30 protein-coding genes are annotated in these 26,156 nt (G+C 59.2%); 22 read left to right on the forward strand and 8 right to left on the reverse strand.

Annotation, left to right across the window (positions count from 1 at the left end; all coding sequences use genetic code 11):
* The first annotated feature begins 286 nt into the window (after window positions 1-286).
* From ACLH1I_RS15990 to ACLH1I_RS16010, 5 genes are all read left to right on the forward strand, one after another.
* Window positions 287-2,437 carry a carbon starvation CstA family protein gene (locus ACLH1I_RS15990; RefSeq protein ID WP_004204173.1) on the forward strand — a complete coding sequence of 717 codons (2,151 nt, stop codon included), beginning with the start codon at window positions 287-289 and terminating at the stop codon, window positions 2,435-2,437.
* Window positions 2,438-2,547: 110 nt separating this feature from the next.
* Window positions 2,548-2,751, forward strand: coding sequence for a YbdD/YjiX family protein (locus ACLH1I_RS15995; RefSeq protein ID WP_004204171.1), 204 nt, complete (start codon window positions 2,548-2,550; stop codon window positions 2,749-2,751).
* Window positions 2,752-2,762: 11 nt separating this feature from the next.
* A complete protein-coding gene (gene yjiA / locus ACLH1I_RS16000) occupies window positions 2,763-3,719 on the forward strand; it encodes a GTPase (protein WP_094334268.1) in 957 nt (318 codons plus the stop codon).
* A 392-nt stretch (window positions 3,720-4,111) separates the two neighbouring features.
* Window positions 4,112-4,657 (forward strand): YfaZ family outer membrane protein, encoded by a 546-nt coding sequence (locus tag ACLH1I_RS16005; RefSeq protein WP_032455495.1) that lies wholly within the window; start codon window positions 4,112-4,114, stop codon window positions 4,655-4,657.
* On the forward strand, window positions 4,657-4,977 hold the full coding sequence (locus ACLH1I_RS16010; protein ID WP_004204165.1) for a hypothetical protein: 321 nt from the start codon (window positions 4,657-4,659) through the stop codon (window positions 4,975-4,977). The genes ACLH1I_RS16005 and ACLH1I_RS16010 overlap by 1 nt, the downstream gene beginning before the upstream one ends.
* Window positions 4,978-5,025: 48 nt before the next feature.
* On the opposite strand, the gene ACLH1I_RS16015 is transcribed toward ACLH1I_RS16010, so the two are convergent.
* Window positions 5,026-6,396 (reverse strand): NAD-dependent succinate-semialdehyde dehydrogenase, encoded by a 1,371-nt coding sequence (locus tag ACLH1I_RS16015; protein ID WP_060656745.1) that lies wholly within the window; start codon window positions 6,394-6,396, stop codon window positions 5,026-5,028.
* A 159-nt stretch (window positions 6,397-6,555) separates the two neighbouring features.
* Window positions 6,556-7,458: an Rpn family recombination-promoting nuclease/putative transposase gene (locus tag ACLH1I_RS16020; RefSeq protein ID WP_117246851.1), complete on the reverse strand. Its 903-nt coding sequence runs from the start codon at window positions 7,456-7,458 to the stop codon at window positions 6,556-6,558.
* 215 nt (window positions 7,459-7,673) lie between these two features.
* Between ACLH1I_RS16020 and ACLH1I_RS16025 the strand changes: the two genes are divergently transcribed.
* The 8 genes from ACLH1I_RS16025 (at window position 7,674) to ACLH1I_RS16060 (ending at window position 14,327) form a co-directional block, all read left to right on the forward strand.
* Window positions 7,674-8,489: an AraC family transcriptional regulator gene (locus ACLH1I_RS16025; RefSeq protein ID WP_085846576.1), complete on the forward strand. Its 816-nt coding sequence runs from the start codon at window positions 7,674-7,676 to the stop codon at window positions 8,487-8,489.
* A gap of 47 nt (window positions 8,490-8,536) precedes the next feature.
* A complete protein-coding gene (locus ACLH1I_RS16030) occupies window positions 8,537-9,199 on the forward strand; it encodes a LysE family translocator (RefSeq protein ID WP_151629118.1) in 663 nt (220 codons plus the stop codon).
* Complete coding sequence (locus ACLH1I_RS16035; protein WP_023319661.1) at window positions 9,192-10,484, forward strand: DUF445 domain-containing protein; 1,293 nt, start codon at window positions 9,192-9,194, stop codon at window positions 10,482-10,484. Before ACLH1I_RS16030 ends, ACLH1I_RS16035 begins: the two co-directional genes overlap by 8 nt.
* A 53-nt stretch (window positions 10,485-10,537) precedes the next feature.
* Window positions 10,538-11,785, forward strand: coding sequence for a multidrug efflux MFS transporter MdtM (gene mdtM, locus ACLH1I_RS16040; RefSeq protein ID WP_025999147.1), 1,248 nt, complete (start codon window positions 10,538-10,540; stop codon window positions 11,783-11,785).
* Window positions 11,786-11,810: 25 nt separating this feature from the next.
* Window positions 11,811-12,050, forward strand: a complete 240-nt coding sequence (locus ACLH1I_RS16045) for a DUF2164 domain-containing protein (RefSeq protein WP_004204157.1) — start codon at window positions 11,811-11,813, stop codon at window positions 12,048-12,050.
* Between the two features lie 97 nt (window positions 12,051-12,147).
* Complete coding sequence (locus tag ACLH1I_RS16050) at window positions 12,148-13,299, forward strand: double-cubane-cluster-containing anaerobic reductase (protein ID WP_062914351.1); 1,152 nt, start codon at window positions 12,148-12,150, stop codon at window positions 13,297-13,299.
* A gap of 9 nt (window positions 13,300-13,308) precedes the next feature.
* Window positions 13,309-14,076, forward strand: coding sequence for a putative 2-hydroxyacyl-CoA dehydratase activator YjiL (gene yjiL / locus ACLH1I_RS16055; protein ID WP_017899136.1), 768 nt, complete (start codon window positions 13,309-13,311; stop codon window positions 14,074-14,076).
* Entirely contained in the window at window positions 14,073-14,327 is a 255-nt protein-coding gene (locus ACLH1I_RS16060; RefSeq protein WP_004204154.1) for a DUF3343 domain-containing protein, read from the forward strand. Before yjiL ends, ACLH1I_RS16060 begins: the two co-directional genes overlap by 4 nt.
* Here the strand turns inward: ACLH1I_RS16060 and ACLH1I_RS16065 are convergent.
* The 4 genes from ACLH1I_RS16065 to ACLH1I_RS16080 all read right to left on the reverse strand — a co-directional run bounded on the left by ACLH1I_RS16065 (window position 14,324) and on the right by ACLH1I_RS16080 (window position 17,245).
* Window positions 14,324-15,388, reverse strand: a complete 1,065-nt coding sequence (locus tag ACLH1I_RS16065; RefSeq protein ID WP_004204153.1) for a DUF2955 domain-containing protein — start codon at window positions 15,386-15,388, stop codon at window positions 14,324-14,326. The two genes, ACLH1I_RS16060 and ACLH1I_RS16065, sit on opposite strands and share 4 nt — an antisense overlap.
* Window positions 15,378-16,445, reverse strand: coding sequence for an HlyD family secretion protein (locus tag ACLH1I_RS16070; protein ID WP_004204152.1), 1,068 nt, complete (start codon window positions 16,443-16,445; stop codon window positions 15,378-15,380). Before ACLH1I_RS16070 ends, ACLH1I_RS16065 begins: the two co-directional genes overlap by 11 nt.
* 6 nt (window positions 16,446-16,451) lie before the next feature.
* Window positions 16,452-16,916, reverse strand: a complete 465-nt coding sequence (locus ACLH1I_RS16075) for a MarR family winged helix-turn-helix transcriptional regulator (RefSeq protein ID WP_004204151.1) — start codon at window positions 16,914-16,916, stop codon at window positions 16,452-16,454.
* Between the two features lie 164 nt (window positions 16,917-17,080).
* Window positions 17,081-17,245, reverse strand: coding sequence for a DUF1127 domain-containing protein (locus tag ACLH1I_RS16080; RefSeq protein ID WP_004204150.1), 165 nt, complete (start codon window positions 17,243-17,245; stop codon window positions 17,081-17,083).
* Between the two features lie 177 nt (window positions 17,246-17,422).
* Here ACLH1I_RS16080 and ACLH1I_RS16085 point away from each other — a divergent pair, with 177 nt between their 5' ends.
* Window positions 17,423-18,835, forward strand: a complete 1,413-nt coding sequence (locus ACLH1I_RS16085) for a PLP-dependent aminotransferase family protein (protein WP_198079789.1) — start codon at window positions 17,423-17,425, stop codon at window positions 18,833-18,835.
* Between the two features lie 72 nt (window positions 18,836-18,907).
* On the opposite strand, the gene fosA is transcribed toward ACLH1I_RS16085, so the two are convergent.
* Together fosA and ACLH1I_RS16095 are read right to left on the reverse strand one after the other, a co-directional pair.
* Complete coding sequence (gene fosA, locus ACLH1I_RS16090; protein ID WP_146412500.1) at window positions 18,908-19,327, reverse strand: FosA5 family fosfomycin resistance glutathione transferase; 420 nt, start codon at window positions 19,325-19,327, stop codon at window positions 18,908-18,910.
* On the reverse strand, window positions 19,321-20,229 hold the full coding sequence (locus tag ACLH1I_RS16095) for a LysR family transcriptional regulator (protein WP_087827573.1): 909 nt from the start codon (window positions 20,227-20,229) through the stop codon (window positions 19,321-19,323). The genes fosA and ACLH1I_RS16095 overlap by 7 nt, the downstream gene beginning before the upstream one ends.
* 86 nt (window positions 20,230-20,315) lie before the next feature.
* Here ACLH1I_RS16095 and ACLH1I_RS16100 point away from each other — a divergent pair, with 86 nt between their 5' ends.
* The 8 genes from ACLH1I_RS16100 (at window position 20,316) to ACLH1I_RS16135 (ending at window position 26,142) form a co-directional block, all read left to right on the forward strand.
* Window positions 20,316-21,098, forward strand: coding sequence for an NAD(P)H-dependent oxidoreductase (locus tag ACLH1I_RS16100; RefSeq protein WP_023319649.1), 783 nt, complete (start codon window positions 20,316-20,318; stop codon window positions 21,096-21,098).
* A gap of 141 nt (window positions 21,099-21,239) precedes the next feature.
* Window positions 21,240-21,824, forward strand: a complete 585-nt coding sequence (locus ACLH1I_RS16105) for a TetR/AcrR family transcriptional regulator (RefSeq protein ID WP_017899140.1) — start codon at window positions 21,240-21,242, stop codon at window positions 21,822-21,824.
* A 21-nt stretch (window positions 21,825-21,845) separates the two neighbouring features.
* A complete protein-coding gene (locus tag ACLH1I_RS16110) occupies window positions 21,846-22,652 on the forward strand; it encodes a transcriptional regulator (protein WP_023319648.1) in 807 nt (268 codons plus the stop codon).
* Window positions 22,649-23,167, forward strand: a complete 519-nt coding sequence (locus ACLH1I_RS16115; protein WP_004204137.1) for a FidL-like protein — start codon at window positions 22,649-22,651, stop codon at window positions 23,165-23,167. Before ACLH1I_RS16110 ends, ACLH1I_RS16115 begins: the two co-directional genes overlap by 4 nt.
* Window positions 23,168-23,612: 445 nt before the next feature.
* The gene (locus ACLH1I_RS16120; protein WP_004182810.1) at window positions 23,613-23,891 is read left to right on the forward strand and encodes a BMC domain-containing protein; all 279 of its coding nucleotides are present in this window, start codon (window positions 23,613-23,615) and stop codon (window positions 23,889-23,891) included.
* 17 nt (window positions 23,892-23,908) lie between these two features.
* Window positions 23,909-24,193: a BMC domain-containing protein gene (locus ACLH1I_RS16125; RefSeq protein WP_002442227.1), complete on the forward strand. Its 285-nt coding sequence runs from the start codon at window positions 23,909-23,911 to the stop codon at window positions 24,191-24,193.
* Between the two features lie 12 nt (window positions 24,194-24,205).
* On the forward strand, window positions 24,206-24,484 hold the full coding sequence (locus tag ACLH1I_RS16130; RefSeq protein ID WP_004146125.1) for a BMC domain-containing protein: 279 nt from the start codon (window positions 24,206-24,208) through the stop codon (window positions 24,482-24,484).
* Between the two features lie 53 nt (window positions 24,485-24,537).
* Window positions 24,538-26,142 carry an acetaldehyde dehydrogenase (acetylating) gene (locus tag ACLH1I_RS16135; protein ID WP_151629114.1) on the forward strand — a complete coding sequence of 535 codons (1,605 nt, stop codon included), beginning with the start codon at window positions 24,538-24,540 and terminating at the stop codon, window positions 26,140-26,142.
* The last annotated feature ends 14 nt before the right edge of the window (window positions 26,143-26,156 follow it).

Consider the following 26,156-nt stretch of genomic DNA (forward strand, 5'->3'; position numbering starts at 1 on the left):
CTGCTCCTCCCCGGTTGGGGAGGAGCGTTAACCAACAGAGTCGCAGGCCACAATCTCCTGTGATCACAATCACATAATCCAGCCCTGTTCACTTCGTAGCCAACCGCTTACCCCCTCCAGTAACCGCTTAACCCCCTATACAACCACTCACCGATTTACCCAACTTTACGCGCGCGTAGTTCTGGCAAGATCGAAGCCAGCCTAGCTAATCAATACCTCCATTAACCCTTACTTAAAACCAGACGGCTTCGGCCAATTATTCATCTAATTAACGCCAGGTTTTACTATGGATACCAAAAAACTACTCAAGCACATACCCTGGGTGATTCTCGGAATCATCGGGGCATTTTGCCTCTCAGTCGTCGCCCTGCGCCGCGGTGAGCACGTCAGTGCCCTGTGGATCGTCGTGGCGTCGGTTTCCGTGTACCTCGTCGCCTACCGGTATTACAGCCTGTATATCGCGCAGAAGGTGATGAAGCTTGACCCGACGCGCTCGACGCCGGCGGTCATTAATAACGATGGCCTGAACTATGTGCCGACCAACCGCTACGTGCTGTTTGGCCACCACTTCGCCGCGATTGCCGGCGCCGGCCCGCTGGTGGGCCCGGTGCTTGCCGCGCAGATGGGCTATCTGCCTGGCACCCTCTGGCTGCTGGCCGGCGTGGTGCTGGCGGGGGCAGTACAGGACTTTATGGTGCTGTTTATCTCCTCGCGGCGTAACGGCGCCTCGCTGGGCGAGATGATCAAGCAGGAGATGGGGCCGGTTCCGGGCTCTATCGCCCTGTTTGGCTGCTTCCTGATTATGATCATCATCCTCGCGGTACTGGCGCTGATCGTAGTGAAAGCGCTGGCGGAGAGCCCGTGGGGCGTCTTTACCGTCTGCTCGACGGTGCCTATCGCGCTGTTCATGGGGATCTACATGCGCTTCCTGCGCCCGGGCCGCGTGGGTGAAGTGTCGGTTATCGGTATCGTGCTGCTGGTGGCCTCCATCTGGTTCGGCGGCATTATTGCTCACGACCCCTACTGGGGCCCGGCGCTGACCTTTAAAGACACCACCATCACCTTTACCCTGATTGGCTACGCGTTTATCTCCGCCCTGCTGCCGGTATGGCTGATTCTGGCGCCGCGTGACTATCTGGCTACTTTCCTGAAAATCGGCGTTATCGTCGGCCTGGCGCTGGGGATCGTTATCCTCAACCCGGACCTGAAAATGCCGGCAGTGACCCAGTACATTGATGGCACCGGCCCGCTGTGGAAAGGTGCCCTGTTCCCGTTCCTGTTTATCACTATCGCCTGCGGCGCGGTCTCCGGCTTCCACGCGCTGATCGCCTCCGGCACCACGCCGAAGCTGCTGGCCAACGAAACCGATGCCCGCTTTATCGGCTATGGCGCGATGCTGATGGAATCTTTCGTGGCCATCATGGCGCTGGTCGCGGCATCGATTATCGAACCGGGTCTCTACTTCGCGATGAACACCCCGCCGGCGGGCCTGGGCATCGTCATGCCGAACCTGCACGAAATGGGCGGTGAAAACGCGGCGATGATCGCCGCGCAGCTGAAAGAAGTGACCGTCCACGCGGCGGCGACCGTCAGCTCCTGGGGCTTCGTGATTTCACCTGAGCAGATCCTGCAGACGGCGAAAGATATCGGCGAACCTTCGGTACTGAACCGCGCCGGCGGCGCGCCGACGCTGGCCGTCGGTATCGCCCACGTGTTCCATAAAATCATCCCGATGGCGGATATGGGCTTCTGGTACCACTTTGGTATCCTGTTTGAAGCGCTGTTTATCCTCACCGCGCTGGATGCCGGTACCCGCGCAGGCCGCTTTATGCTGCAGGATCTGCTGGGTAACTTCGTGCCGTTCCTGAAAAAAACCGACTCGCTGGTCGCCGGGATTATCGGTACCGCGGGCTGCGTCGGGCTGTGGGGCTACCTGCTGTATCAGGGCGTGGTCGACCCGCTGGGCGGCGTGAAGAGCCTGTGGCCGCTGTTCGGTATTTCTAACCAGATGCTGGCCGCCGTGGCGCTGGTGCTTGGCACCGTGGTGCTGGTCAAAATGCAGCGCACCAAATATATCTGGGTCACCGTTATCCCGGCAGCGTGGCTGCTGCTGTGCACCACCTGGGCGCTGGGCCTGAAGCTGTTCAGCACCAACCCGCAGATGGAAGGCTTCTTCTTTATGGCTCAGCAGTATAAAGAGAAGATCGCCGCCGGCGGCGAGCTGACCGCGCAGCAGATTGCCAACATGAATCATATCGTGGTCAACAACTACACCAACGCCGGGCTGAGTATCCTGTTCCTGGTGGTGGTGTACAGCATCATCTTCTACGGCATCAAAACCTGGCTCAACGTGCGCAACAATAAGGTGCGCACCGACAAAGAGACCCCGTACGTGCCGGTACCGGAAGGCGGTGTGAAGACCTCGTCACATCATTAACTCTGATGCCGGATAGCGCTACGTTTATCCGGCCTACAAACAAGCGCATTAACGTAGGCCGGATAAGGCGCGAGTCGCCATCCGGCTTTATTCGTTATCTGGAACTTACAATGTTTGGTAACTTAGGTCAGGCTAAAAAATATCTCGGTCAGGCGGCGAAAATGCTGATTGGCATTCCGGATTACGACAACTACGTCGCCCATATGCAAACCAACCATCCGGATCAGCCGTACATGACTTATGAAGAATTCTTCCGCGAACGCCAGCAGGCCCGCTACGGCGGCGACGGCAAAGGCGGCGTACGCTGCTGTTAATGGAGGCAATAATGGCACCGATTGCAGTCACCCTACTCACCGGTTTTCTCGGCGCAGGAAAAACCACCCTCCTGCGCCATATCCTGAATGAGCAGCACGGTTTCAAAATCGCCGTGATTGAAAATGAATTTGGCGAAGTCTCCGTTGACGATCAGCTGATCGGCGACCGCGCCACGCAGATCAAAACCCTGACCAACGGCTGCATCTGCTGTACGCGCTCCAACGAACTGGAAGACGCCCTGCTCGATCTCCTCGACAGCCGCGATCGCGGCGAAATCGAGTTTGACCGGCTGGTGATTGAGTGCACCGGCATGGCCGACCCGGGGCCGATTATCCAGACCTTTTTCTCCCATGAGGTGCTTTGCGAGCGCTATCTGCTGGATGGCGTGATCGCCCTGGTGGATGCGGTCCATGCCGACCAGCAGATGGATCAGTTCACCATTGCCCAGTCGCAGGTGGGCTACGCGGACCGCATATTGCTGACCAAAACTGATGTTGCCGGCGATACCGAAAAGCTGCGCGAACGCCTGGCGCGCATCAATGCCCGGGCGCCGATTTATACCGTCATTCATGGCGATATCGATCTAAGCCAGCTGTTTAACACCAGCGGCTTTATGCTGGAAGAGAAGGTCGTTAACAGCACACCGCGTTTCCACTTTATGGCCGAGAAGCAAAACGACGTGTCATCAATCGTGGTTGAGATGGATTACCCGGTGGATATCAGCGAGGTATCACGGGTAATGGAAAACCTGCTGCTCTCCTTCGCCGATCAATTGATGCGCTATAAAGGGATGCTGTGGATCGACGGCGAGCCGAATCGGCTGCTGTTCCAGGGCGTGCAGCGCCTCTACAGCGCCGACTGGGATCGCCCGTGGGGCGATGAAACGCCGCATACCACGCTGGTGTTTATCGGCATTCAGTTGCCGGAAGAGGAAATTCGCGCGGCGTTTGCCGGGTTACGACGCTAACCTACCCGCCTGCGCGCTAAGGCGCAGGCCCCCTTCTCTCACCGCACATCGTCAAAGACAGGAACAAAACGTCGTCATCGCGTCGAAAAATGTAAATCAACGTTTTTATAAGTAACAGTAGAAACACTTTTGGAAATAATAAGAAACTAAATGAATAGGATCCTTAATAATTAATGCCCGCCCTGTTCAGTTTCTGTTTAGCTCACCCATTAAACCTCTGCTAAACAGACCAAATTTCATGATTGACCTCGCCGTAACCCAACGTCTTTACAACATTATCAAAACACACCGCTGACAAAACCAGCATAAAAAATCGACGTAAGTCACATTTGCAGAGGTAAACATCGATTGTTAAGGTGCCCTCAGACAAATTTAATGACGAGGAGCAAACCATGAAAAAGCTTAACATCCTTATTGTTGTTGCCCTGACCGCGGTCTCTGGTTCCGCCATGGCAATGGGGTTTACCGTTGAACAAGGTAAGAATTTTACCAACCTGAATATGGAAATGGGTAAATCCTCTTCCGGCCTGTATGCCGAAAGCCACTGGCTGAAGAATACCGATGACGGTAGCCAGACCGGCGGCGTTGGCGCGGGTTACAATCTGGAAGTGGGCCCGGTGATGCTCAACGCTGGCGCGAAAGCTATCTATCTGGGACCGAAAAAAGGCGATAACGGCGTCGCGTTTCCGGTCGGCGGCGGGGTGAACGTGGCCCTGACCGACAGCATCCACGTATTTGGCGAAGGGTATGTCGCGCCCGACGGCCTGAACAACAGCGTGAAAAACTATGTTGAAGCGAACGGTGGCGTGAGCTGGTCCCCGGTTGGTCCACTGACCCTGAAGGTGGGTTACCGTCACGTGAGCGTTGACGGCAAAGAGGGCCGCCCAAACCACACCCTGATTGACGGCGCCTACGTGGGCGGCGGGGTTACCTTCTGATGAAATCACGTCTCGCCGCGCTCTCTGCGCTGAGCCTGGCGTTGCTGCTGACCGGCTGCACTCAGTATACCTGGGTGAAGCCGGGTTTAAGCGATGCCGAGATGCATAAAAAGCTCACCGAATGTGAAGCGCAGGCCCTGGTCGATCTCCCGCCGGATAACGTGGTGACCGGGTCCAGTTCAGAAAAAACGGACAAAAAGCAAAAGAAACAGGATGTTGAAACAAGTTATACGGTAGAAGACGCGAATGAATATCAGCGGGAGACCTTAGTCGACAGCTGTATGTTCAAAAGCGGCTGGGATAAAGTCGAAGTGCAATAAATCTATTATAAAAAAACCTGCCGGATGGCAGGTTTTTTTATGGCCGGCCTAGCGGCGCACCACCACCAGCTTCTGGTTCACGAACTCTTTGATCCCGAGATCGGAGAGCTCCCGGCCATAACCGGAACGCTTCACGCCGCCAAACGGCAGTTCTGGCGCGGTATCGGTCAGCCAGTTGATATAGACCATCCCGGTTTCAATGGCGGATGCCATCCGTTTGGCGCGTTCGATGTCCTGACTGAACACCGCGCCGCCCAGGCCATAGTGAGAATCATTGGCAAGCGCAATCGCCTCCTCATCGTTTTTCACCACGTAGATCTGCGCCACCGGGCCAAAGAACTCTTCGAAGTACGCCGGGTTGTCACGGGTGATACCGGTCAGGATAGTGGGTTCAAAGAAGTTGCCTTCCCGCGCCACCGCTTTGCCGCCCAGATGCAGCGTGGCGCCGTTTTTGACCGCCTCGTCCACCTGCTTGCTCAAGGTTTCCAGCGCATCTTTAGAGGAGAGCGGCCCCAGCGTGGTGCTTTCATCCAGCGGATCGCCTATTTTTACCTGGCGAAACGCCTCGCTAAATTTCGTCAGAAACGACTCAGCGATGTTCTCATGCAGAATAAACCGCTTGGCGGCAGTACACACCTGGCCGGCGTTATTCAGCCGCGCCTGGACGCCGATTTTCACCGCGCGCTCGAGCTCAGCATCATCGAGCACCACAAACACATCGTTGCCGCCGAGTTCCAGGGTCGATTTCTTAATATGCTTCGCCGCCTGCGCCGCCACCACGCTGCCGGCTTTTTCCGACCCGGTCAGCGCCGCCCCCTGCACACGGTCGTCGGCGATAATCTTCGCCACCTGATCCTGAGAGATAAACAGATTGGTCCACGCCCCTTCCGGTGCGCCGGCCTCGCGCACCAGATGAGCAAAGGTCTCCGCGCAGTGCGGCACGATGCTGGCGTGTTTGGCGATAACCGGGTTCCCGGCCGCCAGGTTTGGCGCCAGGACGCGCATCAGCTGGTAATAGGGGAAGTTCCACGGCTCTACCGCCAGTAAGACGCCGATGGGGTGGTGCTCAACCCATGCTTCACCCAGTTCGGAGGGATACTTCACCGGCGCCAGGAACGATTTGGCGTTATCGGCGTAATAGCGGGCGATTTGCGCGCACAGTTTCACTTCGCCGCGGCTCTGCTTAATGAGTTTCCCCATCTCCTGGCTGGCGATTTTCGCCAGATCTTCCACCCGGCTGTCGATCAGATCCGCCAGCTTATGCAGCACCGCCAGGCGCGGTTCGATATCCCCTTTCGCCCAGGCAGAATGATAGAGCGCATCCGCCTGCCGCAGCGCCGCCTCCACGTCCGCATCGCTGTGCGCCGGGTACGTTTTAATAAGCTGATTGTTCGCAGGATTCACCGTCTGATAGGCCATATCGCATGTCTCCTTGTTATCGCTATTAAGGCAGTCAAAAATGCCGTTAAGGATATTAAGGGTAGTCGAGATGGCTGGCGATGCGGGTAAAGTTAGGTATATCCGGAATATTCCATAACGGTGGCTAACCGGGGCGACCGTCAGGCCGTCCCGGCGTTATCAATGCGCCAGCGCGGCGATCTCGTCGGCGGTCAGGCCGGTGATTTTCACCACCGTCTCGCGGGCAATGCCGTCGGCCAGCATCCTCTGGGCAATGCGCAGCGCCTCGGCATGCTGTCCTTCACGCTTGCCTTTTCTGCGCCACACTTCCTGTAATCGTTCGGCGATGGTCATCAATCTCTCCCTGTGCTGAGGAACCCGTTGTGCCACTTTGTGGATAAACCGGCCAAAGCGGCGCGCGTTGCCAGTGTGCAGCAGATAATTAAACAGCGTTTTTATCTGCCTGTCATTAGCGTCACCGCTAAGTAAAATCGTCGTCAGTTGCTCAACAATCCCCATTAAATCGCGCTGGCGAATATGCTTCTGTATCAGCTCGAGTAATGCCACGCGCCGGTGACGAACGATCTCATCGTCGGGGATCACCGTGATATCCACCAGCGGAAAGGGCGAGGCATAAAGCTCCCTCGCCAGCGGTGGATCGGCAAAGCAGTCCAGCCAGTTGAGCGACCACGGGTATGGCGTGGTCGCTCCGTGATAGAACAGCATCGGCACCACCAGCGGCAGTCTGGTATGACCGCTATCCAGATGGCGCTGCATCGCGGCGATGGCGTAGCGCATCAGGCGGAAGGCCATCTGCGCATCCGGAGAGCTCTGATGTTCGATAACCACATAAATGTAGCCCTCGCCAGACGCGGTTTTGAGTGACCACAGCACATCGGAGTACCAGGCCCGCAGGCTCTCCTCGATAAAGCTTGCCGACTCCAGCTGTAAGGTATCGAGGTCGCAGCGCTGACGCAGCGCAGGCGGTAGATGGATCGCCAGGAAATCACGCGCGATGTCGGCCTGAGTGAGAAACTGTTTAAACACCGCATCATGCGGCGTCGAGGTGGTGCCCTTTGCCATCGGCTCATCCCTGCCTGCTTATCCTGCAGGGACTCTACCTCCCATGAATGTCGCTGACACCCCGGAAACCGGAGTTTTACGTTCCGCGACGAAAACATATTTCCCCGGACTGCAAGCGCGACATCCTTTTTCGACGCGGTACGCAAATCCCGGCGGGCGACAGCCTCGGCGCAGCATGCTATAAACGATTTATCCCCTCAGCAAAGGTCGATGCGGTGAACCATACCCGAGATATTCCCCAAACCTTCTGGCGAGACGATCGCCTGCCGTGGCTGGAGCTGCGCAGCACCTGGCGCAGCCGTCAGGCCTATAAGCGCCACAGCCACCCGCAGCTCTCGGTGGGGGCGATTATCGACGGTGAAACGCGCTGCCTGTGCAATGGACAGGAATATCTCCTGCAGCCCGGGGATCTGATCGTGATCCCGCCGCACGCGCCGCATAGCTGTAATCCGCTGCGTGACCAGCCGCGCAGCTATCATATGCTGTACCTGGAGGCGGCATGGTGCCATGCGCAGCGTCCGGATATTCCCCCTACCGTCAGCATGGCTTCGCCGCAGCCGCTGCTGCGCGACAGCCCTCTCTTTGCCTGCTTCCAGCAGATTGTCGCCCTGATGAGCCGCGGCTGCATTGAGCAACTGCCCGCCCGGGTGGCGCAGCTCCTGCATGCGCTGCCGCTGTGCGCCGCCGCGCCGCAGGCGCCACATCACGTCAGCGCCCTGCTGTTTCAGCGCCTGGCGACAGATCTGCCGGCGCCGCCATCGCTGGATAAACTGGCCCACGATAGCGCGCTACGTAAAGAGACCGTTATCCGCGCCGTGAAACAGGATACCGGCCTGACGCCCGCCAGTTTGATCAATATGGCGCGCATCGAATATGCGAAAACGCGCTTACGCGCCGGGGACCCTATCGCCGACGTCGGCTATCAGGCCGGCTTTGCCGATCAGAGCCATTTCCATAAAACCTTCGTCAGCTATACCGCCGCCACGCCACGGCAGTATGCGCACAGCCGATCAATTTCCGACAATAAGTAATTTTCCACCTGGCGTAGGGTGGCCTCAGCACCATTATCGAGGCCACTATGCATACCTTATCGACTCTCTTCCCCGCCGCCTTCCCGGCGTTAGCCCTGTCCCACTTTGTCGCCCTGCTCAGCCCGGGCCCCGATTTTTTTCTGCTGGTCGGTTACGCTGTACGCTACCGGATCCGCGGCAGCCTCGGACTGTGTCTCGGCATCGCCGCCGGCAATGCGCTGTATATTGTTCTGGCCATCGTTGGCTGGGGACTTCTGCGCCAGGCGCCGCTGCTGTTTTTACTCATCGAGCTGTTGGGCGCGGGCTACTTACTGTGGATTGGCAGCCTGCTGATTCGCAGCCGTCCCGCGGCGCTGGCGGTAGAGAGCGTTCGCGCATCGCGTCCGGGGTTCGGCAAGCAGCTACTGCTGGGGCTGGGGTCATCGCTGCTCAACCCCAAGAATGCGCTGTTTTATCTGGCGCTGATGACCTCCCTGCTGGGGCAGGCGGTCACCCTGCTGCAGCAAACGGTGAGCGGGCTGTGGATGGTCAGCGTGGTGTTCTTCTGGGATTTACTGCTGGTGAGCGCGATTGCGCTGCCGCAGGTACAGCGCCGCCTGAGCGCCATCGTCTGGCGGGTCGAGCGGGCGGCGGGGGCTATCCTGATGTTGTTCGGTCTGTGGATTATCTGGCGATTTTTGCACGACCTCGCCGTCAGGTTATATGCTTAAGTTTATGGAAAAACTCGCTGAACTGAAACGCGCCAAACTGCTGGCGCTGTCGCTGCTGCTGATCGCCGCCGCGCTATTTATTACCACCCTGCTGCTGCCGCCGACGCCGTGGGTCAGCGCGCTGAAGGCCATTTCCGAAGCGGCGATGGTCGGGGCGCTGGCCGACTGGTTTGCGGTGGTGGCCCTGTTTCGCCGTATTCCGCTGCCCTTTGTCGCCCGCCATACCGCGATTATCCCGCGCAACAAAGATCGCATCGCCGACAACCTCGGCCGCTTCGTTGAGGAGAAGTTCCTCGATACCCCGTCGCTGGTGGCGCTGATCCGCCGCTATCAACCAGCGCTGATGCTCGGCAACTGGTTCAGCCAGCCTGAGAACGCCCGGCGGGTTGGCCAACACCTGCTGCAGGTGATGAGCGGTTTTCTCGAACTGACCGATGACGCCCGCATTCAGCGCCTGCTGCGGCGCGCGGTGCATAAGGCGATCGATAAGGTCGACCTGACGCAGACCAGCGCCATGATGCTGGAGGGGTTGACCCGCGACAACCGCCATCAAAAGCTGCTGGATTCGCTGATAAATCAGCTGATCGCCCTGCTGCAGCGCGACAGCTCCCGCGCTTTTATCGCCCGCGGCATCGTACACTGGCTGGAGACCGAACATCCGCTGAAGGCCAGGCTGTTACCCACCGAGTGGCTCGGCGAGCACAGCGCCGAGATGGTCACCGACGCCGTGAATACCCTGCTGGACGAAGTCACCCACGATCGCACCCACCAGATCCGCCAGACCTTTGACCGCGCGACGCAAAAGCTAATCGATAACCTGAAATCCGACCCGGAACTGGCGCAGAAGGCCGATAACATCAAAGCCTGGCTGAAAAACGATGAGACCTTCAACCGCTATCTTGGCGAAGTGTGGGGCGACCTGCGCGGCTGGGTAAAAAACGATATCAGCAGCGACGACTCGCGTATCAAGCAGCGCATCGCCGAGGCCGGCCAGTGGTTCGGTGAAACCTTACTCCGCGACGACGCGCTGCGCGAATCGCTCAACGAACACCTGGAGCAGGCGGCGCATCGGGTGGCGCCGGAGTTCGCCGCCTTCCTCACTCGACATATCAGCGACACGGTGAAGAGCTGGGACGCCCGCGATATGTCGCGGCAGATCGAGCTCAACATCGGTAAAGATCTGCAGTTCATCCGCATCAACGGCACCCTGGTGGGGGGAACTATCGGCCTGTTGTTGTGGCTGCTCTCGCAGATCCCCTCGCTGCTGCATCTGCATATTGGTTAGCAATGATACTATCTGAACAATAGCGCTGATAAATATTCCACAGGGAGGGCGAGATAATGCACCGGATGACCCACTGGCTAACCCGGCACGCCGCCGCGCTGTTCTTCCCGGCGGCGCTCATTCTGTATGATTTTTCCGCCTATCTCACCACCGACCTGATCCAGCCGGGGATCCTCCACGTGGTGCGGGATTTCAACGCCGATGTGGCGCTGGCTCCAGCCTCGGTAAGCCTGTATATGGCCGGCGGCATGGCGCTGCAGTGGCTGCTGGGGCCGCTCTCTGACCGAATCGGACGGCGTCCGGTACTGCTCACCGGCGCGCTCATTTTCACCCTCGCCTGCCTGGCGACGCTGTTCACCACCTCCATGACCCAGTTCCTGATTGCCCGCTTCGTGCAGGGCACCAGCATCTGCTTTATCGCCACCGTCGGCTACGTCACCGTGCAGGAAGCCTTTGAGGAAAAAAGGTCGATCAGGCTGATGGCGGTGATCACCTCCGTCGTGCTGGTGGCGCCGATCGTCGGCCCGCTTTCCGGCGCGGCGCTGATGCATTTTATCCACTGGAAAGCGCTGTTCGGCATTATCGCCGCCATGGGGCTGGTGGCCTGGCTGGGGCTGCTGTTGACCATGCCGGAGACGGTGCGCCGGGGCGATGTGCCGTTCAGCCCCCTGGGCGTGCTGCGCGATTTTCGCAACGTCTTTCGCAACCGCATCTTTTTGCTCGGCGCCGCCACGCTGTCGCTGAGCTATATTCCACTGATGAGCTGGGTGGCGGTATCGCCGGTGATTTTAATGGACGCCGGCGGGCTGACCACCAGCGAGTTCGCCTGGAGCCAGGTGCCGGTCTTCAGCGCCGTCATCATCGCCAACCTGTCGGTGGCGCGCTGGGTAAAAGATCCCACCCGCCCGCGCTTTGTCCTCAGCGCGGTGCCGGTACAGATGCTCGGCCTGGCCATCCTGATCGTTGGGAATCTGGTATGGCCGCACGTCTGGCTGTGGTCGGTGCTCGGCACCTGCTTCTACGCCTTCGGCATCGGGCTAATTTTCCCGACGCTGTTCCGCTTTACCCTCTTTTCCAACGACCTGCCGAAAGGCACGGTCTCCGCTTCGCTGAATATCGTGATCCTCAGCGTCAGCGCCTTATCGATTGAAGGCGCGCGCTGGCTGTGGTTCCATGGCGGGAGACTGCCCTACCACCTGTTAGCGGTGGCCGCCGGGCTCATCGCCGCCTGCTGCCTCGCCGGACTGTTACGCCACCAGCGTCAGTGTGCGCAAGCGGTCATTGAAGCCCGGCAGTCGTGACCCCTTTTACGGAGAAAGCCCCATCATGAGTGAGATTGAACTCAGCCCGGCGCAGCGTGACCTGCTGCGCGACAGGCTCAGCAAGTACTGCGAAGAGACGTTTAACCTCGAGCTGGAGCAGTTTGACGCTGAATTTTTTGTCGACTTTATCGCCCAGGAGCTGGGGCCGCTGTTCTACAACGCCGGTATCGAAGAGGCCATCCGCACTCATCTGGCGTGGAGCGAGCGGATCCAGGAAGAGATGGATTTAAAGAAGGTCTATTAACGCCGCGCGCAGACGCAGGAGATCAATAAAAGCATACAAACAACAGGGTTATAATGGCGACTCTTTCAGCATCTCCCGTGTACGGGGAAGGAAAACCATGTCGCTTATCACCGATCTACCCGCTATTTTTGACCAGTTCTCGGAAGCTCGCCAGAAGGGCTTTCTCACCGTCATGGATCTTAAAGAGCAGAACGTGCCGCTGGTGGGTACCTACTGCACCTTTATGCCTCAGGAGATCGCTATGGCGGCGGGGGCCGTGGTGGTCTCGCTGTGCTCTACCTCCGATGAAACCATCGAGGAAGCGGAAAAAGATCTGCCGCGCAATCTCTGTCCGTTAATCAAAAGCAGCTACGGCTTCGGCAAAACCGATAAATGCCCCTACTTCTATTTCTCTGACCTGGTGGTCGGGGAAACCACCTGCGACGGCAAAAAGAAAATGTACGAGTACATGGCCGAGTTCAAGGCGGTCCACGTGATGCAGCTGCCGAACAGCGCCAGCGACGCGGCCTCCCGCGCGCTGTGGAAAGCGGAGATCCTGCGCATGCAGCAGGTGATTGAGGCGCGGTTTGGCGCGCCGATTAGCGAGGCGGCGCTGCGTGAAGCCATCGTGCTGAAAAACCGTGAACGCCGGGCGCTGGCCCACTTTTATCGTCTCGGGCGGCTCAATCCGCCGGCGCTCAGCGGCGGCGACATCCTGAAAGTGGTGTACGGCGCCACCTTCCGCTTCGACAAAACCGCGCTGATTGACGAGCTCAACGCCATGGCGGAGCGCATCCGTCAGGAGTGGCAGCAGGGTAAACGACTGGCATCCCGCCCGCGCATTCTGATCACCGGCTGCCCGATCGGCGGCGCGGCGGAGAAAGTGGTTCGCGCCATCGAAGAAAACGGCGGCTGGGTGGTAGGCTATGAAAACTGCACCGGCGCGAAGGCCACCGAGCGCTGCGTGGCGGAAGAGGGCGACGTCTACGACGCCTTAACCGACAAATATCTCGCCATCGGCTGCTCCTGTATTTCCCCCAACGACCAGCGCCTGCAGCTGCTGAGCCAGATGGTGGAGGAGTACCAGGCCGACGGGGTGATCGACGTCATTCTGCAGGCCTGCCATACCTATGCCGTGGAATCGCTGGCCATCAAACGCCATCTCCGCCAGCAGCACGACCTTCCTTATATGGCGATAGAAACCGACTATTCGACAGCGGACCTCGGCCAGCTCAGCACTCGCGTCGCCGCCTTTATCGAAATGCTATAAGGAGCACGCGTGATCTACACGGTTGGTATTGATTCCGGCTCCACTGCCACGAAAGGCATCCTGCTCGCGGACGGGGTGGTTACGCGTCGTTTCCTCTGCCCGACCCCCTTTCGCCCCGCCGACGCCATCCATGAGGCCTGGGAGACGCTGCGCGCTGGCCTCGCGGAAACGCCCTTTTTAACCCTCACCGGCTATGGTCGCCAGCTGGTGGATTTCGCCAATAAACAGGTGACGGAGATTTCCTGTCATGGTCTCGGCGCCCGCCTGCTGGCACCGGACACCCGCACGGTGATTGATATCGGCGGCCAGGACAGCAAGGTTATCCAGCTGGATGCCGGGGGCAACCTCAGCGACTTTCTGATGAATGACAAATGCGCCGCCGGCACCGGCCGCTTTCTGGAGGTCATTTCACGCACCCTCGGCGCCAGCGTCGAACAGCTGGACGCCATTACCGACGGCGTGGAACCGCATGCCATCACCAGCATGTGTACGGTATTCGCCGAATCGGAAGTCATCAGCCTGCGGTCGGCGGGGGTCGCGCCGGAGGCGATTCTGGCGGGGGTGATTAACGCCATGGCCCGGCGCAGCGCGAACTTTATCGGCCGCTTATCAGCGCAGGGGCCGCTGCTGTTTACCGGCGGCGTCAGCCACTGCGCCGCCTTTGCCCGCATGCTGGAAAGCCATGTCGGCATGGCGGTGACAACCCATCCCGACGCCCAGTTCGCCGGGGCGATCGGCGCGGCGCTGATCGGCCAGCGCCAGCGGAGGCGCGGATGACAACGTTTCTGTTTTTATTTCATTCCACGGTGGGAGTGGTGCGAACGCGCAAAGCCCTGCAGGCGGCGGGAATGACCTTCGAGGTCAAAGATATTCCCCGCCAGCTGCGCAGCGGCTGCGGGCTGTGCATCCTGCTTGAGGGGACGGAAGCCGACGCGCGAGCCTGGATCGTCCCGGAACAGACGGCGGCGTTGTATCAGCAGGACGGGGAAGCGTGGCGCTGTCTCGCCACCTTCCCACCGGCAGGTTAATCGCTTACCACAAAGCGCGTCGCCGCAAAGCAGTTCAGCAGACGGTGCATAAGAAAAACCAGGGTCAGCGTGACCACCAGCGAGACCGTCACCGAGGTGATGCGGTACAGATCGCTGAACACCAGATCCTGATAGGGATGCAGGTTTTGGCCAAACATAATGCCGATGGTGGTAATGCTGGCGAAGCCCACCCCGGCGCCCACTTTCTCCATCACGTGCAGGCGGGCGCTAAAGGCCAGCCCGAGGCCAATCAGCGGCATCATCAGGATCATGTGATTGCTGAAGTCATAGATAATCAGCTGCACCACCAGAATATAGAGACAGGCCAGCACCACCCCCGCCACGCGCCAGATCGAGCTGATCACCGCCCCGCGATAGTGCATCGGGAACAGGATCAGGATCCCGGCCATCAGCGCCGACAGCGAGTCGCTGAGATCGCAGATTTGAAACACCACGAAGATGATCGTCGCCACCGTGCCGGAGAGCAGCGACTCGTGGCGGATGCGGGCAGCGTCTTTTTCAATGCGCGGCGGCGGCTTGCGCGGTTCGACGTCCGGGATCAGGTAATGCAGCAGCGCGCTCAGCGCCACCGCCAGCACGCACGCTTCCATGTTGGAGAACATCAGGGTGTGCCAGTTGCTGGTCGGGTAGCTCATAAAGTTGAGCATCGTGCTCTGACACACCACCCCCATCGACCCCAGCAGAAACAGCGGCCCCTGGCTCATAAAGCGAAAACGCATCACGTACAGGGCGAACACCACCAGCGTCATGATCACCGGCCATTGCGACAGATAACCGACAATCAGCACCATTTCGACGCAGTTCACCGCCGCGCTGAACACAAACTGGCGGGCGACGTGGCGGTTGAACACCGGCACCAGCGACATCAGCATCAGCGGATACACCACAAAAAATACGCCGTACTGCACGTCGTAGAAGGTGGAGATGCTGAGCGCAATGGTCCCGGCCACGGCGATACGCACCGTCTGGCGAAAATCATTCGCCGTGTAGACGATATTGCCGTGCGGGGTAAAGACGTGCGCCAGGGTATTAATAGACATAGTGCAACCAGCTCACCAGATGGATCTGCAGGCCGGCGAAGGTGCGGGCGAAAGGTCCCTCGCTATTGTACAGCTGCACCGTGGCGCGGGCGCCGGTCGGCAGCGGTTTCGCCAGCGGCTGATCCAGCGCGACGTGAATGCGCATTCGCTGGGCATCACGCACCCAGCGGGTGGACTGTTCCGGCTGCGACAGCTGCCCGTTAACCGCCTCCTGCCCCGCCAGAATCCCGGCATCGCTGCTGGTCACGTGCGCCGGGAAAACTTCCCCCGGCAGGGCGTCAAAAACCACCGCCGCATCGGTGTTTACCGCGGTGTGGCGCAGGCTCTTCTCACGGAAGTCAGCGACGATATCGGTATTGTTGTTGACCAGCGCCAGCACGGCCGTCGCCGCGGTGGCGTAGATCCCCGGGTTAAGCTGCAGGTTGCTGACCATGCCGTCAGTTTCCGCACGCACTTTGGTCCAGGCCAGGTTCAGCTGCGCCTCCTCCAGCGCGTTGCGGTATTTCTGCAGGGTGACGTTGCGCTTATCGTCGCGCTCGCCGCGCTGGATCAGCAGGTTCTGGATCTGCGCGTTCAGCGCCGAGACCGACTGCTCGCTGGTCTGCCAGGTGGTCCGCACCTTGTCGAGATCGGACTGCGAGACGTTCTGCATGGTGCTCAGGCGCTGATAGCGATCGAGCGTGACCTTATCGTTACGGGCGGTGTACTGCGCGGTGCGCAGGTTGGCGCGGGCGGCGGCGATTTGCGCGTCCAGCTGCTGGTTGCTCAGTTTCGCCTGTTCAAGGGCGATCTGTGCCGCTTCAACTTTATTAATGAATGGCGTCGGGTCGAGCTCATACAGCAGGTCGCCCTTTTTCACCTGGCTATTGTTATGCACGTAGACGTGCGAGACATAGCCGGAGACCCGCGACGAAACCGGGGTCACCACGCGCATGACGGTGGAGTCCGGCGTCAGCGGGATCCAGATATCGGCAACGATAAACCAGGCGAATATTCCCAGAAAAGCGGCAATACTCACCCGTACCCAGCGGGCAAATTTTTGTTCAGGCGTCATCATAGTGTGTTAGATCTTGTTATCTTCTTCGCGGATATTCCGCAAACGGCAGGCGATTTGATTTAACGTGGCGCTGAAGGTGACGAGGTCGGCTTCCGGGATGGTCTGGGTTACGCGCTCCTGATAGGTCTCGATCACGCGGCTCAGTTTTTCCAGAATAGCCCGCCCCTCGGCGGTCAGCGTCAGCAGGCGAATGCGTTTGTCATATGGCGATGTGGAACGCAACAGATAGCCCTGCTTTTCCAGTAATGAGAGGGTGCGCGTCAGCGGCGGCAGTTCAATCCCCTGCACCTCCGCCAGTTCGCTGACCGAGACGTTGTCCCCCAACTGATGCAGTTGCATCAGCACCGTCCAGCTGGACTGGGTGAGTCCCGTATCGGTGATAGCGGAGTCAATAATCGCGCGCCACTGGCGCACCACCATGGCCATCCGCATCCCCAGCGGGCGGCGGGCAAACAGTTCGTCTTCAGTCACAGCTTTTCCTCTCATTGTTGAGAAGAAAATAATACTTATCAGGGTAAGTATCAAGAAACGGAAGGTCGCGTCGCATCAATTGATAAATTTCGTGAATGTTTCCCCGGCGTCGCCAGCGCTTACCGGGGCAAAGAAGAAGTGATGCCTGAAAAAAACCGCACTTTTTAATTGATCTGATCCCGACGCAGGCCGATATCTTTCAGCTGTTCGTCGCTCATTTTCTGCAAAGCTCTGCGCGTTTGCTCCTGAAGCCACCATTTTTTGACAAACCGCGCCAGCAGTACGAAACCGATAAATGGCTGTCTTGCCCTGTTCTCATGAAATTCCATCCTTTACCTCCTCACCTTGCCAGAGGCTTTATCTTCACGGATTTGGGGGTAAGGAATACAGATTCACAAAACACTTTTCTTTAACATACAGATTGGCTAAAACGTACAGCAGCCCCCAATTTTCCCGGCCATCTGTACTGGTTATTCCATCTGTATGGCGGCAATTAAGGATACAGCATGACCCGCTACCAACATCTCGCGACGCTGCTGGCCGAACGCATTGAACAGGGCCTGTATCGTCACGGCGAAAAGCTGCCGTCGGTGCGCAGCCTGAGCCAGGAGCACGGCGTCAGCATCAGCACCGTCCAGCAGGCCTATCAGCTGCTTGAGCAGCAGCAGATGATTGTGCCGCAGCCGCGATCGGGCTATTTCGTCGCCCCCCGCAAGGCCCAGCCGCCGGTGCCGCCGATGTCGCGTCCGGTGCAGCGCCCGGTGGAGATCACCCAGTGGGATCAGGTGCTGACCATGCTCGACGCCCGCTACGATAAAACGATCATCCCCTTCGGCGGCGGCTCGCCGGACGTGACGCAGCCAAGTCTGAAGCCCATCTGGCGCGAACTGAGCCGGGCGATCCAGCACAACCTCACTGAGGTGTTGAACTATGACGAACTGGCCGGTCGCCGCGAGCTGCGGGAGCAGATCGCCCGCCTGATGCTCGACGGCGGATCGGTGGTGACTGCCGACGATCTGGTGCTCACCAGCGGTTGCCACAGCGCGCTGTCGCTGGCCCTGCTGTCGGTGTGCCAGCCAGGGGACATCATCGCCGTGGAATCCCCCTGCTACTACGGCACCATGCAGATGCTGCGCGGACTGGGATTAAAAACGATTGAGATCCCCACCGATCCGGAAACCGGGATCAGCATCGAGGCCCTGGAGTTGGCGCTGGATCAGTGGCCGATCAAAGGGGTGATCCTGGTGCCGAACTGCAACAACCCGCTGGGGTTTATCATGCCGGACGCCCGCAAGCGCGCGGTGCTGAACCTGGCCCAGCGCCACGATATCGTTATTTTCGAGGATGATATCTACGGCGAGCTGGCTACCGAATATCCGCGCCCGCGCACGATTTACTCCTGGGATATCGACGGCCGGGTGATGCTCTGCAGCTCCTTTACCAAAACCATCGCCCCCGGCCTGCGCATCGGTTGGATAGCGCCCGGGCGCTACTACGACAAGCTGCTACAGATGAAGTACGCCGCCAGCGGCACTAACGTCCCTTCAACACAGCTGGCGGCCTTTAACTTTATTCGCGAAGGCCATTATCACCGCCACGTGCGGCGGATGCGGCAGATCTATCAGCGCAATATCGAGATCTACACCTGCTGGCTGCGGGAGTTTTTCCCCTGCGGGATCTGCGTCACCCGGCCGAAGGGCGGTTTTATGCTGTGGGTGGAGCTCCCGGAGCAGGTGGATATGGTCTGCGTCGCCAAACAGCTGTGCCGGCTGAAGATCCAGGTCGCGCCGGGGTCGCTGTTTTCCGCGGCGGGCAAGTATCGCAACTGCGTCAGGATCAACTGCGCCCTGCCGCCGACCGAGAAACATAAAGCGGTGATGGTGAAGCTGGGAGAAGCGGTGAAGGTGGCGATGGAGTGAGGTTTAGCCTGTTCTCCCCGGTGTAGCTGCGCTTACCGGGGCGACGGGTTACCTCGCGTCCGCAAATCAGCTTCACTGGTCAAAAAACACCATCCCCTTATACGGCTGTTCGCGGCAGGCGGCCAGACGCTGGACGAGGCTGCCGACGTGTAGCTCCAGCTTGTGGCCGTCGGGGTCGAGGAAATAGTGCGAGGCGCCTTCGCTACGGTTCAGCTTCCACACCGCCACGCCGACAACCTCAAGGCGAGCGGCGAAGCGGGCGAAATCCGCTTCGCTGATGCTAAACGCATAATGGGTGTAGTCGCTCTCCTCCGGCGGAGTGACACGCCGCTGCGGATCCAGCGACAGGCACAGCCACAGATCGCCGCAGGAGAGATAGGCGCCGCTGTCCCAGCGGGCGTGCAGCGTCATGCCCAACAGCTGCTGATAAAACGCCACGCTCGGCGCCAGCTGGCTGACCGCCAGGGTCAGGTGATTAAGTCCGCTCAGCATGTCTGTTCCTCCAGTGAATTCACAATGAACTGGCGCAGCCATTGATGCGCCGGGTCGCGGTGCCAGCGTTCGTGCCATAGCATCAGCATCTCAAAGCCGGCGACCGCCAGCGGCGGCTCGACGACTGCCAGCCCGCTCTGCCCGCGCACCAGCCGCTCCGGCAGCACCGCCACCAGATCGCTATTGCGCAGGGTCTCCAGCATAAACAGGAAATGTGGCACGGAAAGGACAACCCGCCGCGTCAGGCCAAGATTCGCCAGCGCGGTATCGGTCGCCGCGCTGAAGCCGCCTCCGTCCGGGGAGACGATCGCTTGCTCCAGCTGACAGAACGTTTCCAGGCTCAACCCTTGCCGCAGCACCGGATGCCCGGCCCGGCCCGCCAGCACGTAGCGCTCGCGAAACAGCAGGCGCTGATGCAGCCCCGGCGGCGCGCCCTCGCGGGTATGGAAAAAGAGATCCACTTCATCGCTGGACGCCTGCTGCTCCAGCCGCGCCGGCTGGAGTTCGAATACCGCCAGCCGACTGCCGGGAGAGGCCAGGCGTAGCCTGCCCAGCATCGGCATGAGGGTCGCCGAAGCCATATAGTCCGTCGCCGCCACCCGCCAGGTCTCCGCCGCCGCGGCCGGATTAAAAGGCGCCACCGGCGCCACCGCCTGCTCCAGCGCGGCTAACGCAGCGCGCAGCGGCTGGCGAAGCTCATCGGCGCGGGCGGTGGGCTGCATGCCGCGCGGGCCCGGCATCAGCAGCGGGTCGGCAAACATCTCCCGCAGCCTGGCGAGTTGAATACTCACCGACGGCTGCGACAGATTCAGCCGCTGCGCCGCCCGGGTAACGTTATTTTCACTGAGCAGCACGTCGAGCGTGCGCAGCAGATTGAGATCCAGACGATGTAAATTAATCACAGCTATACCTGGGATTTAAGTAATTAATTTCTACTATAGCGCCAGCTTTCCTACTCTGCAGCTCTTCCCACTTCAGAGGTGATGTTATGAAAGTACTGCTGATTTACGCCCATCCGGAACCGCGCTCCCTCAATGGAGGACTCAAAAATTTCGCCATCCGTCATCTGCTGCAGGCCGGTCATGAAGTCCAGGTCTCCGATCTCTACGCCATGCGCTGGAAGGCCGGGTATGACGCCGACGACAGCGGCGCGCCGCCGGTCGGCGAGTTCTGGCGTCCTACCCTGGACTCTAAACAGGCCTTTGCCCAAGGTACTCAAAGCGCGGATATCGCCGCCGAGCAGGAAAAGCTGCTGTGGGCCGATACGGTGATTTTTCAGTTTCCGCTGTGGTGGTTCTCGATGCCCGCGATCATGAAAGGTTGGATCGACCGGGTGTACGCCTGGGGCTTTGCCTATGGTGTCGGCGAGCACAGCGACCGCCACTGGGGCGATCGCTATGGGGAAGGCACCTTCGTCGGCAAGCGGGCGATGCTGATCGTCACCGCCGGCGGCTGGGCGGAACACTATTCACCGCGCGGGATCAATGGCCCCATCGACGACATCCTGTTCCCCATTCAGCACGGTATGCTGTTCTATCCCGGCTTCGAGGTGCTTCCGCCGCTGGTGTTTTACCGCACGGACAAAACCGATGCCGCGCAGTTCGCCGACCAGTGCGCCACCCTGGCCGAGCGGCTGGACACGCTGTGGCAAACCGAGCCCATTCCATTCCGCCGGCAAAATCATGGCGACTACCTGATCCCATCGCTAACGCTGCGTCCGGAGCTGGCGCCGGGGCAAAGCGGCCTGGCGGTGCACCTGGCAACGAAATAAACCTCAACGCGATAGCCCTTCCGGGTTATCGCTTTCATTAATATGACAATTTGTGAGCCTCCACGCATTAACGGCATCGCATCGCGCGAAGCCGCCTCTCATATTGATAGCGATCAAAAATAATCATACCGTCTGGTCGGTATGATTCCGGCCATGAACATGGAAGCCCAGCATCGTAAAAAAGATCCCGTCCGTCTCCACCGTCAGCTGCTTGAATCGGCGGCGATGATTGCCGGCCGGGACGGTATCGCCGCCCTGTCGCTGAACGCTGTCGCCCGCGAGGCTGGGGTCAGCAAAGGCGGCCTCCTGCACCATTTTCCCAATAAGCAGGCGCTGATTTTCGCTCTGTTCGCCAGGCTGCTGGCGATTATGGAAAAGGCGATTAGCGAACTGATGGCCGCCGATAACATCGCTTACGGACGCTTTACCCGGGCCTATTTGCACTATCTGTCCAATCCGCAGTTGACGGACACGCACGAAAGCCGTCAGCTGATGGTGCTGTCGCTGGCGATGCCGGACGAACCGGTGCTGCGAAAATGCTGGCGAGACTGGATGCTGGATCATCTGGCGCAGGGCGATGCGCTGGATAACGGCCCTACCGGTACCCTGGTACGCTACGCCGCCGACGGCATCTGGTTATCGGAGCTGACCGAAGGGCGCACCATGAGCAGCGAACACCGCCAGTCGCTGGTGAACGATCTGACCAAAATGACGCTTCCCGCATGAAACGAATAGAGTGAGGCCGCGATGCGCTACAACATCAATGCCCGTCTCATTTATGATGCAACGGACGGCACGCTAACCCTGCCCGGCAGCGATGAACCGGATAGCCAGTTATCCATCACCGCCAGCGCGCTGCTCTATTTTTTTCTCCGCCATACCGGCGTGGTCAGTCGCGATGAAGTATTGAAAAAAGTCTGGGACGATAACGGCTTAACTTCTTCCAACAGCAACCTCAACCAGTATCTGAGCATGCTGCGCAAAACTTTCCGCCACTACGATATCGATAACATTATCGTCACCGTGTCGCGCGGCATGCTGCAGCTGAATCAGGATCTCAGCATCGAACTGCTCGACGCCGGGCCGGCGCTGGCCGATGTCGCCAGCCCGGCCGCGCCGCCTGGCGAACCCGCCGGTGCAGGAAGGGAAACCACACCGCCTGCCGCTTCACCACACGCGCGCGGAATGTGCTGGTATCTCGCCGGCGGCTGCCTGCTGGTCATCGCCCTGCTTCTGGTGGCATTCACGTTTGCCGGAACCCACGTCGCCCGGCCAATTAATCTGACGCTGATGAACCACAGCCAGTGCGAACTGCTCGCCAGCGATGAAATGCTGCGTTCGGTCTCGGCGACGGCCTACGGGAAGAATTTTGATGAGGTGCGTCAGCGGCTGAAGCTCAGCTGCAAGCCGGGGGAGCGTTTTGTTTTCTTCTATGGCGACCGGCTGGAGACCAACGGCCTGGGCCGGGTATTTCTCGCCCACTGCGCGATGCACGAAGACAACCCGTTTAGCTATTGCGATAACTACTTTTACTACTCCTGGAAGCCGCAATGAGACTCGCGCCCCGCACCTTTTTCGCTCTCTCTGCCCTCGCGTTTATCGCCGCCGCCGGGTTTAGCGCCTGGCGTCTGCTGCCGGATGCCAACGACGGCGTGATGAGCTGCTCCACCAAAGCGATCATGCGTTTTGAAAATATGGAAAAAGAGAATGTGAACGGCAATATCCATTTTAACTTTGCCGCCAATGGCAACGGGTCGATGGTAGTGGAAGGCTATACCGATTCTGCCGCCGGCTGGCTCTACCTGCAGCGTTACGTCAAATTCAGCTACACCAGCCAGCGCATCTCAGCGACCGAGCGCCACTACCGCATCAAGAAATGGGAATCCAGCGCCTCGTCCATCGATGAATCGCCGGATGTCATCTTCGACTATTTCATGCGCGAGATGTCCGACAGCCACGACGGCCTGTTCCTCAATGCGCAAAAGCTTAACGACAAAGCTATCCTGCTGAGCTCTATCAACTCACCGCTCTACATCTGCACGCTGAAGTCCGGCAGCACGCTTAATTAACCCGTCCCCCCTGTACCACTGCGAGGAAAATGCGCCCTCGCTCACGCTCCATTAATGCCCCTTTTCCCTGGATGCTAAAAGCGCACGTTTTGCATTTAGCTTCGACGCCAAAACATGAGCATACCCACAATTATCACGCGGCTATATTACCAACCGCAGGCAAGTAATTAGCATCTTATTAACATTCATCTCCCGCCGATAAATAGCTTAAAAAAACGCCATATCATCATGAAAATCTTCACGCATGAAACAGGATTAAGAGATAAAAAGAAGCCTAAATAAGGCTAAATAGCAGAGTAAAAACCTAAAATATTCATCTACACGGATTTAAATTTCACCTCTCTCCCCATTCCCTATAGTGAACCCCGAACGCCGCTTCCGCGTGTTGATGCCGTTACGCGGACGGTTTTCCCGAATCACAAAACCTGTTCTGGAGGAGATCACGATGGGTGATGCATTGGGGCTTATCGAAACCAAAGGTCTGGTGGCCTGTATTGAAGCAGCGGACTCGATGTGTAAAGCCGCCAACGTCGAACTGATCGGCTATGAAAACGTCGGCTCCGGCCTGGTCACCGTGATGGTGAAGGGCGACGTCGGCGCGGTAAAAGCGGCGGTGGATTCCGGTGTGGAATCAGCGCAGCGCATCGGCGAAGTGGTGACCTCGCTGGTCATCGCGCGTCCGCATAACGACATCAACAAAATCGTCATTAAACACAAGGCCTGAAGGCCAGGAGAACGCAAATGGGTGATGCATTAGGTCTGATTGAAACCAAAGGTCTGGTGGCCTGCATTGAAGCAGCGGATGCGATGTGTAAAGCCGCCAACGTCGAACTGATCGGCTATGAAAACGTCGGTTCCGGCCTCGTCACCGCGATGGTGAAAGGCGATGTCGGCGCGGTGAAAGCGGCGGTGGATTCCGGCGTCGAATCGGCCCAGCGCATTGGCGAAGTGGTGACCTCGCTGGTCATCGCCCGTCCGCATAACGACATCAACAAAATCGTCTCGCATTACAAAATTGCGGACTAACGGAGAAACCTGATGAAAGAAGCGCTTGGTCTTATCGAAACCAAAGGTCTGGTGGCCTGTATTGAAGCCGCGGACGCGATGTGCAAAGCCGCCAACGTCGAACTGATCGGCTATGAAAACGTCGGCTCCGGCCTCGTCACCGCGATGGTGAAAGGCGACGTCGGCGCGGTCAACGCGGCGGTCGACTCCGGCGTGGAAGCGGCGAAACGCATTGGCGAAGTCGTCAGCTCTCGCGTCATCGCGCGTCCCCATAACGACATCGAAAAAATCGCGGCGCAGCACAAAGCATGACCTGACAGGGCACGCCCCGTCCCCACTCTTTTCGTCTGATGAAGGATAGACTCATGATTGAACTGGATAACGATTTGCAGTCCCGGCAGAACGCCCGGGAACTGGTGCGCAACGCCAAAAAAGCGCAGGCAATGCTGGCCACCTTTTCGCAGCAGCAAATCGACGCCATCGTGAAAAACGTGGCCCAGGAAGCAGCGCACCACGCCGAAGCGCTGGCGAAAATGGCCGCGGAAGAGACCGGTTTTGGCAACTGGCAGGACAAAGTGCTGAAAAACCGCTTCGCCTCGCTGCGCGTTTACGACGCCATCAAAGATATGAAGACCGTTGGCATCATTCATGACGACCCGGTAAAAAAAGTGATGGACGTGGGCGTGCCGCTGGGCGTGATTTGCGCGCTGGTCCCCTCAACTAACCCAACCTCTACGGTTATCTATAAAGCGCTGATTGCCCTCAAGGCGGGCAACGCCATTATCTTCTCTCCGCATCCGGGCGCACGTCAGTGCAGCTGGAAGGCGATTGAGATCGTCAAACGCGCGGCGGAAGCGGCCGGCGCGCCGGAGGGCAGCGTCGACGGCATCACCCAGCTGACCCTCGAAGCCACCTCAGAACTGATGCACAGCAAAGACGTTTCGCTGATCCTCGCCACCGGCGGCGAAGGCATGGTGCGCGCGGCCTACGCGTCCGGCACCCCGACCATCAGCGGCGGTCCGGGCAACGGCCCGGCATTTATCGAACGCAGCGCCGATATCCACCACGCGGTGAAAGATATCATCACCAGCAAAACCTTCGATAATGGCGTGATCTGCGCCTCCGAGCAGTCGATCATCGTCGAAGGCTGCATTTACGATGAGGTTCACCGCGAGCTGGAAGCGCAGGGCGCTTACTTCATGAATGAAGATGAAGCGGCGAAAATGGCGGCGCTGCTGCTGCGCCCGAACGGCACCATCAACCCGAAAGTGGTTGGCAAAACCGCACTGTACCTCAGCCAGATGGCCGGCTTCTGCGTCCCGGCCAGCACCAAAGTGCTGATCGCCGAGCAGACCACCGTCTCGCCGAAAAACCCCTACTCGCGCGAAAAACTGTGCCCGGTACTCGGTCTGTACGTGGCTGAGGACTGGAAAGCCGCCTGCCACCGCGTGGTAGAGCTGCTGACCAACGAAGGGCTCGGCCATACGCTGGTGATCCACACCCGCAACCAGGACGTCATCCGCCAGTTCAGCCTCGAAAAACCGGTCAACCGCATTCTGATCAACACCCCGGCGGCGCTCGGCGGCATCGGCGCCACCACCAATATCTCCCCGGCGCTGACCCTCGGCTGCGGCGCGGTCGGCGGCGGCTCCAGCTCCGACAACGTCGGCCCGATGAACCTGCTCAATATCCGCAAAGTCGGCTATGGCGTGCGGTCGATTGACGAGCTTCGCGCGCCGGGCAGCCGCCCTGAGCCACAGCCGACCATCGTCACGCCGGCGAGCGATCCGCAGCGCAGCATTCTTGATGACGTGCGTTTCAACGCTCCGGCCAGCGCTGCGCCAGCACACCCGGCAGACAGCGATGACCGCTTCGCCAGCGCAGGCGCCGCAGCGAATGCAGAAGGCGCAATCAACGAGCAAAACGTGGAACGCGTTATCCGCCAGGTGCTGGAGCGCCTTGCTAAGTAACGCACTGATATAAG

The organism is Klebsiella sp. 1SOBk10mer, assembly GCF_046602535.1.
GTDB lineage: Bacteria > Pseudomonadota > Gammaproteobacteria > Enterobacterales > Enterobacteriaceae > Klebsiella > Klebsiella quasipneumoniae.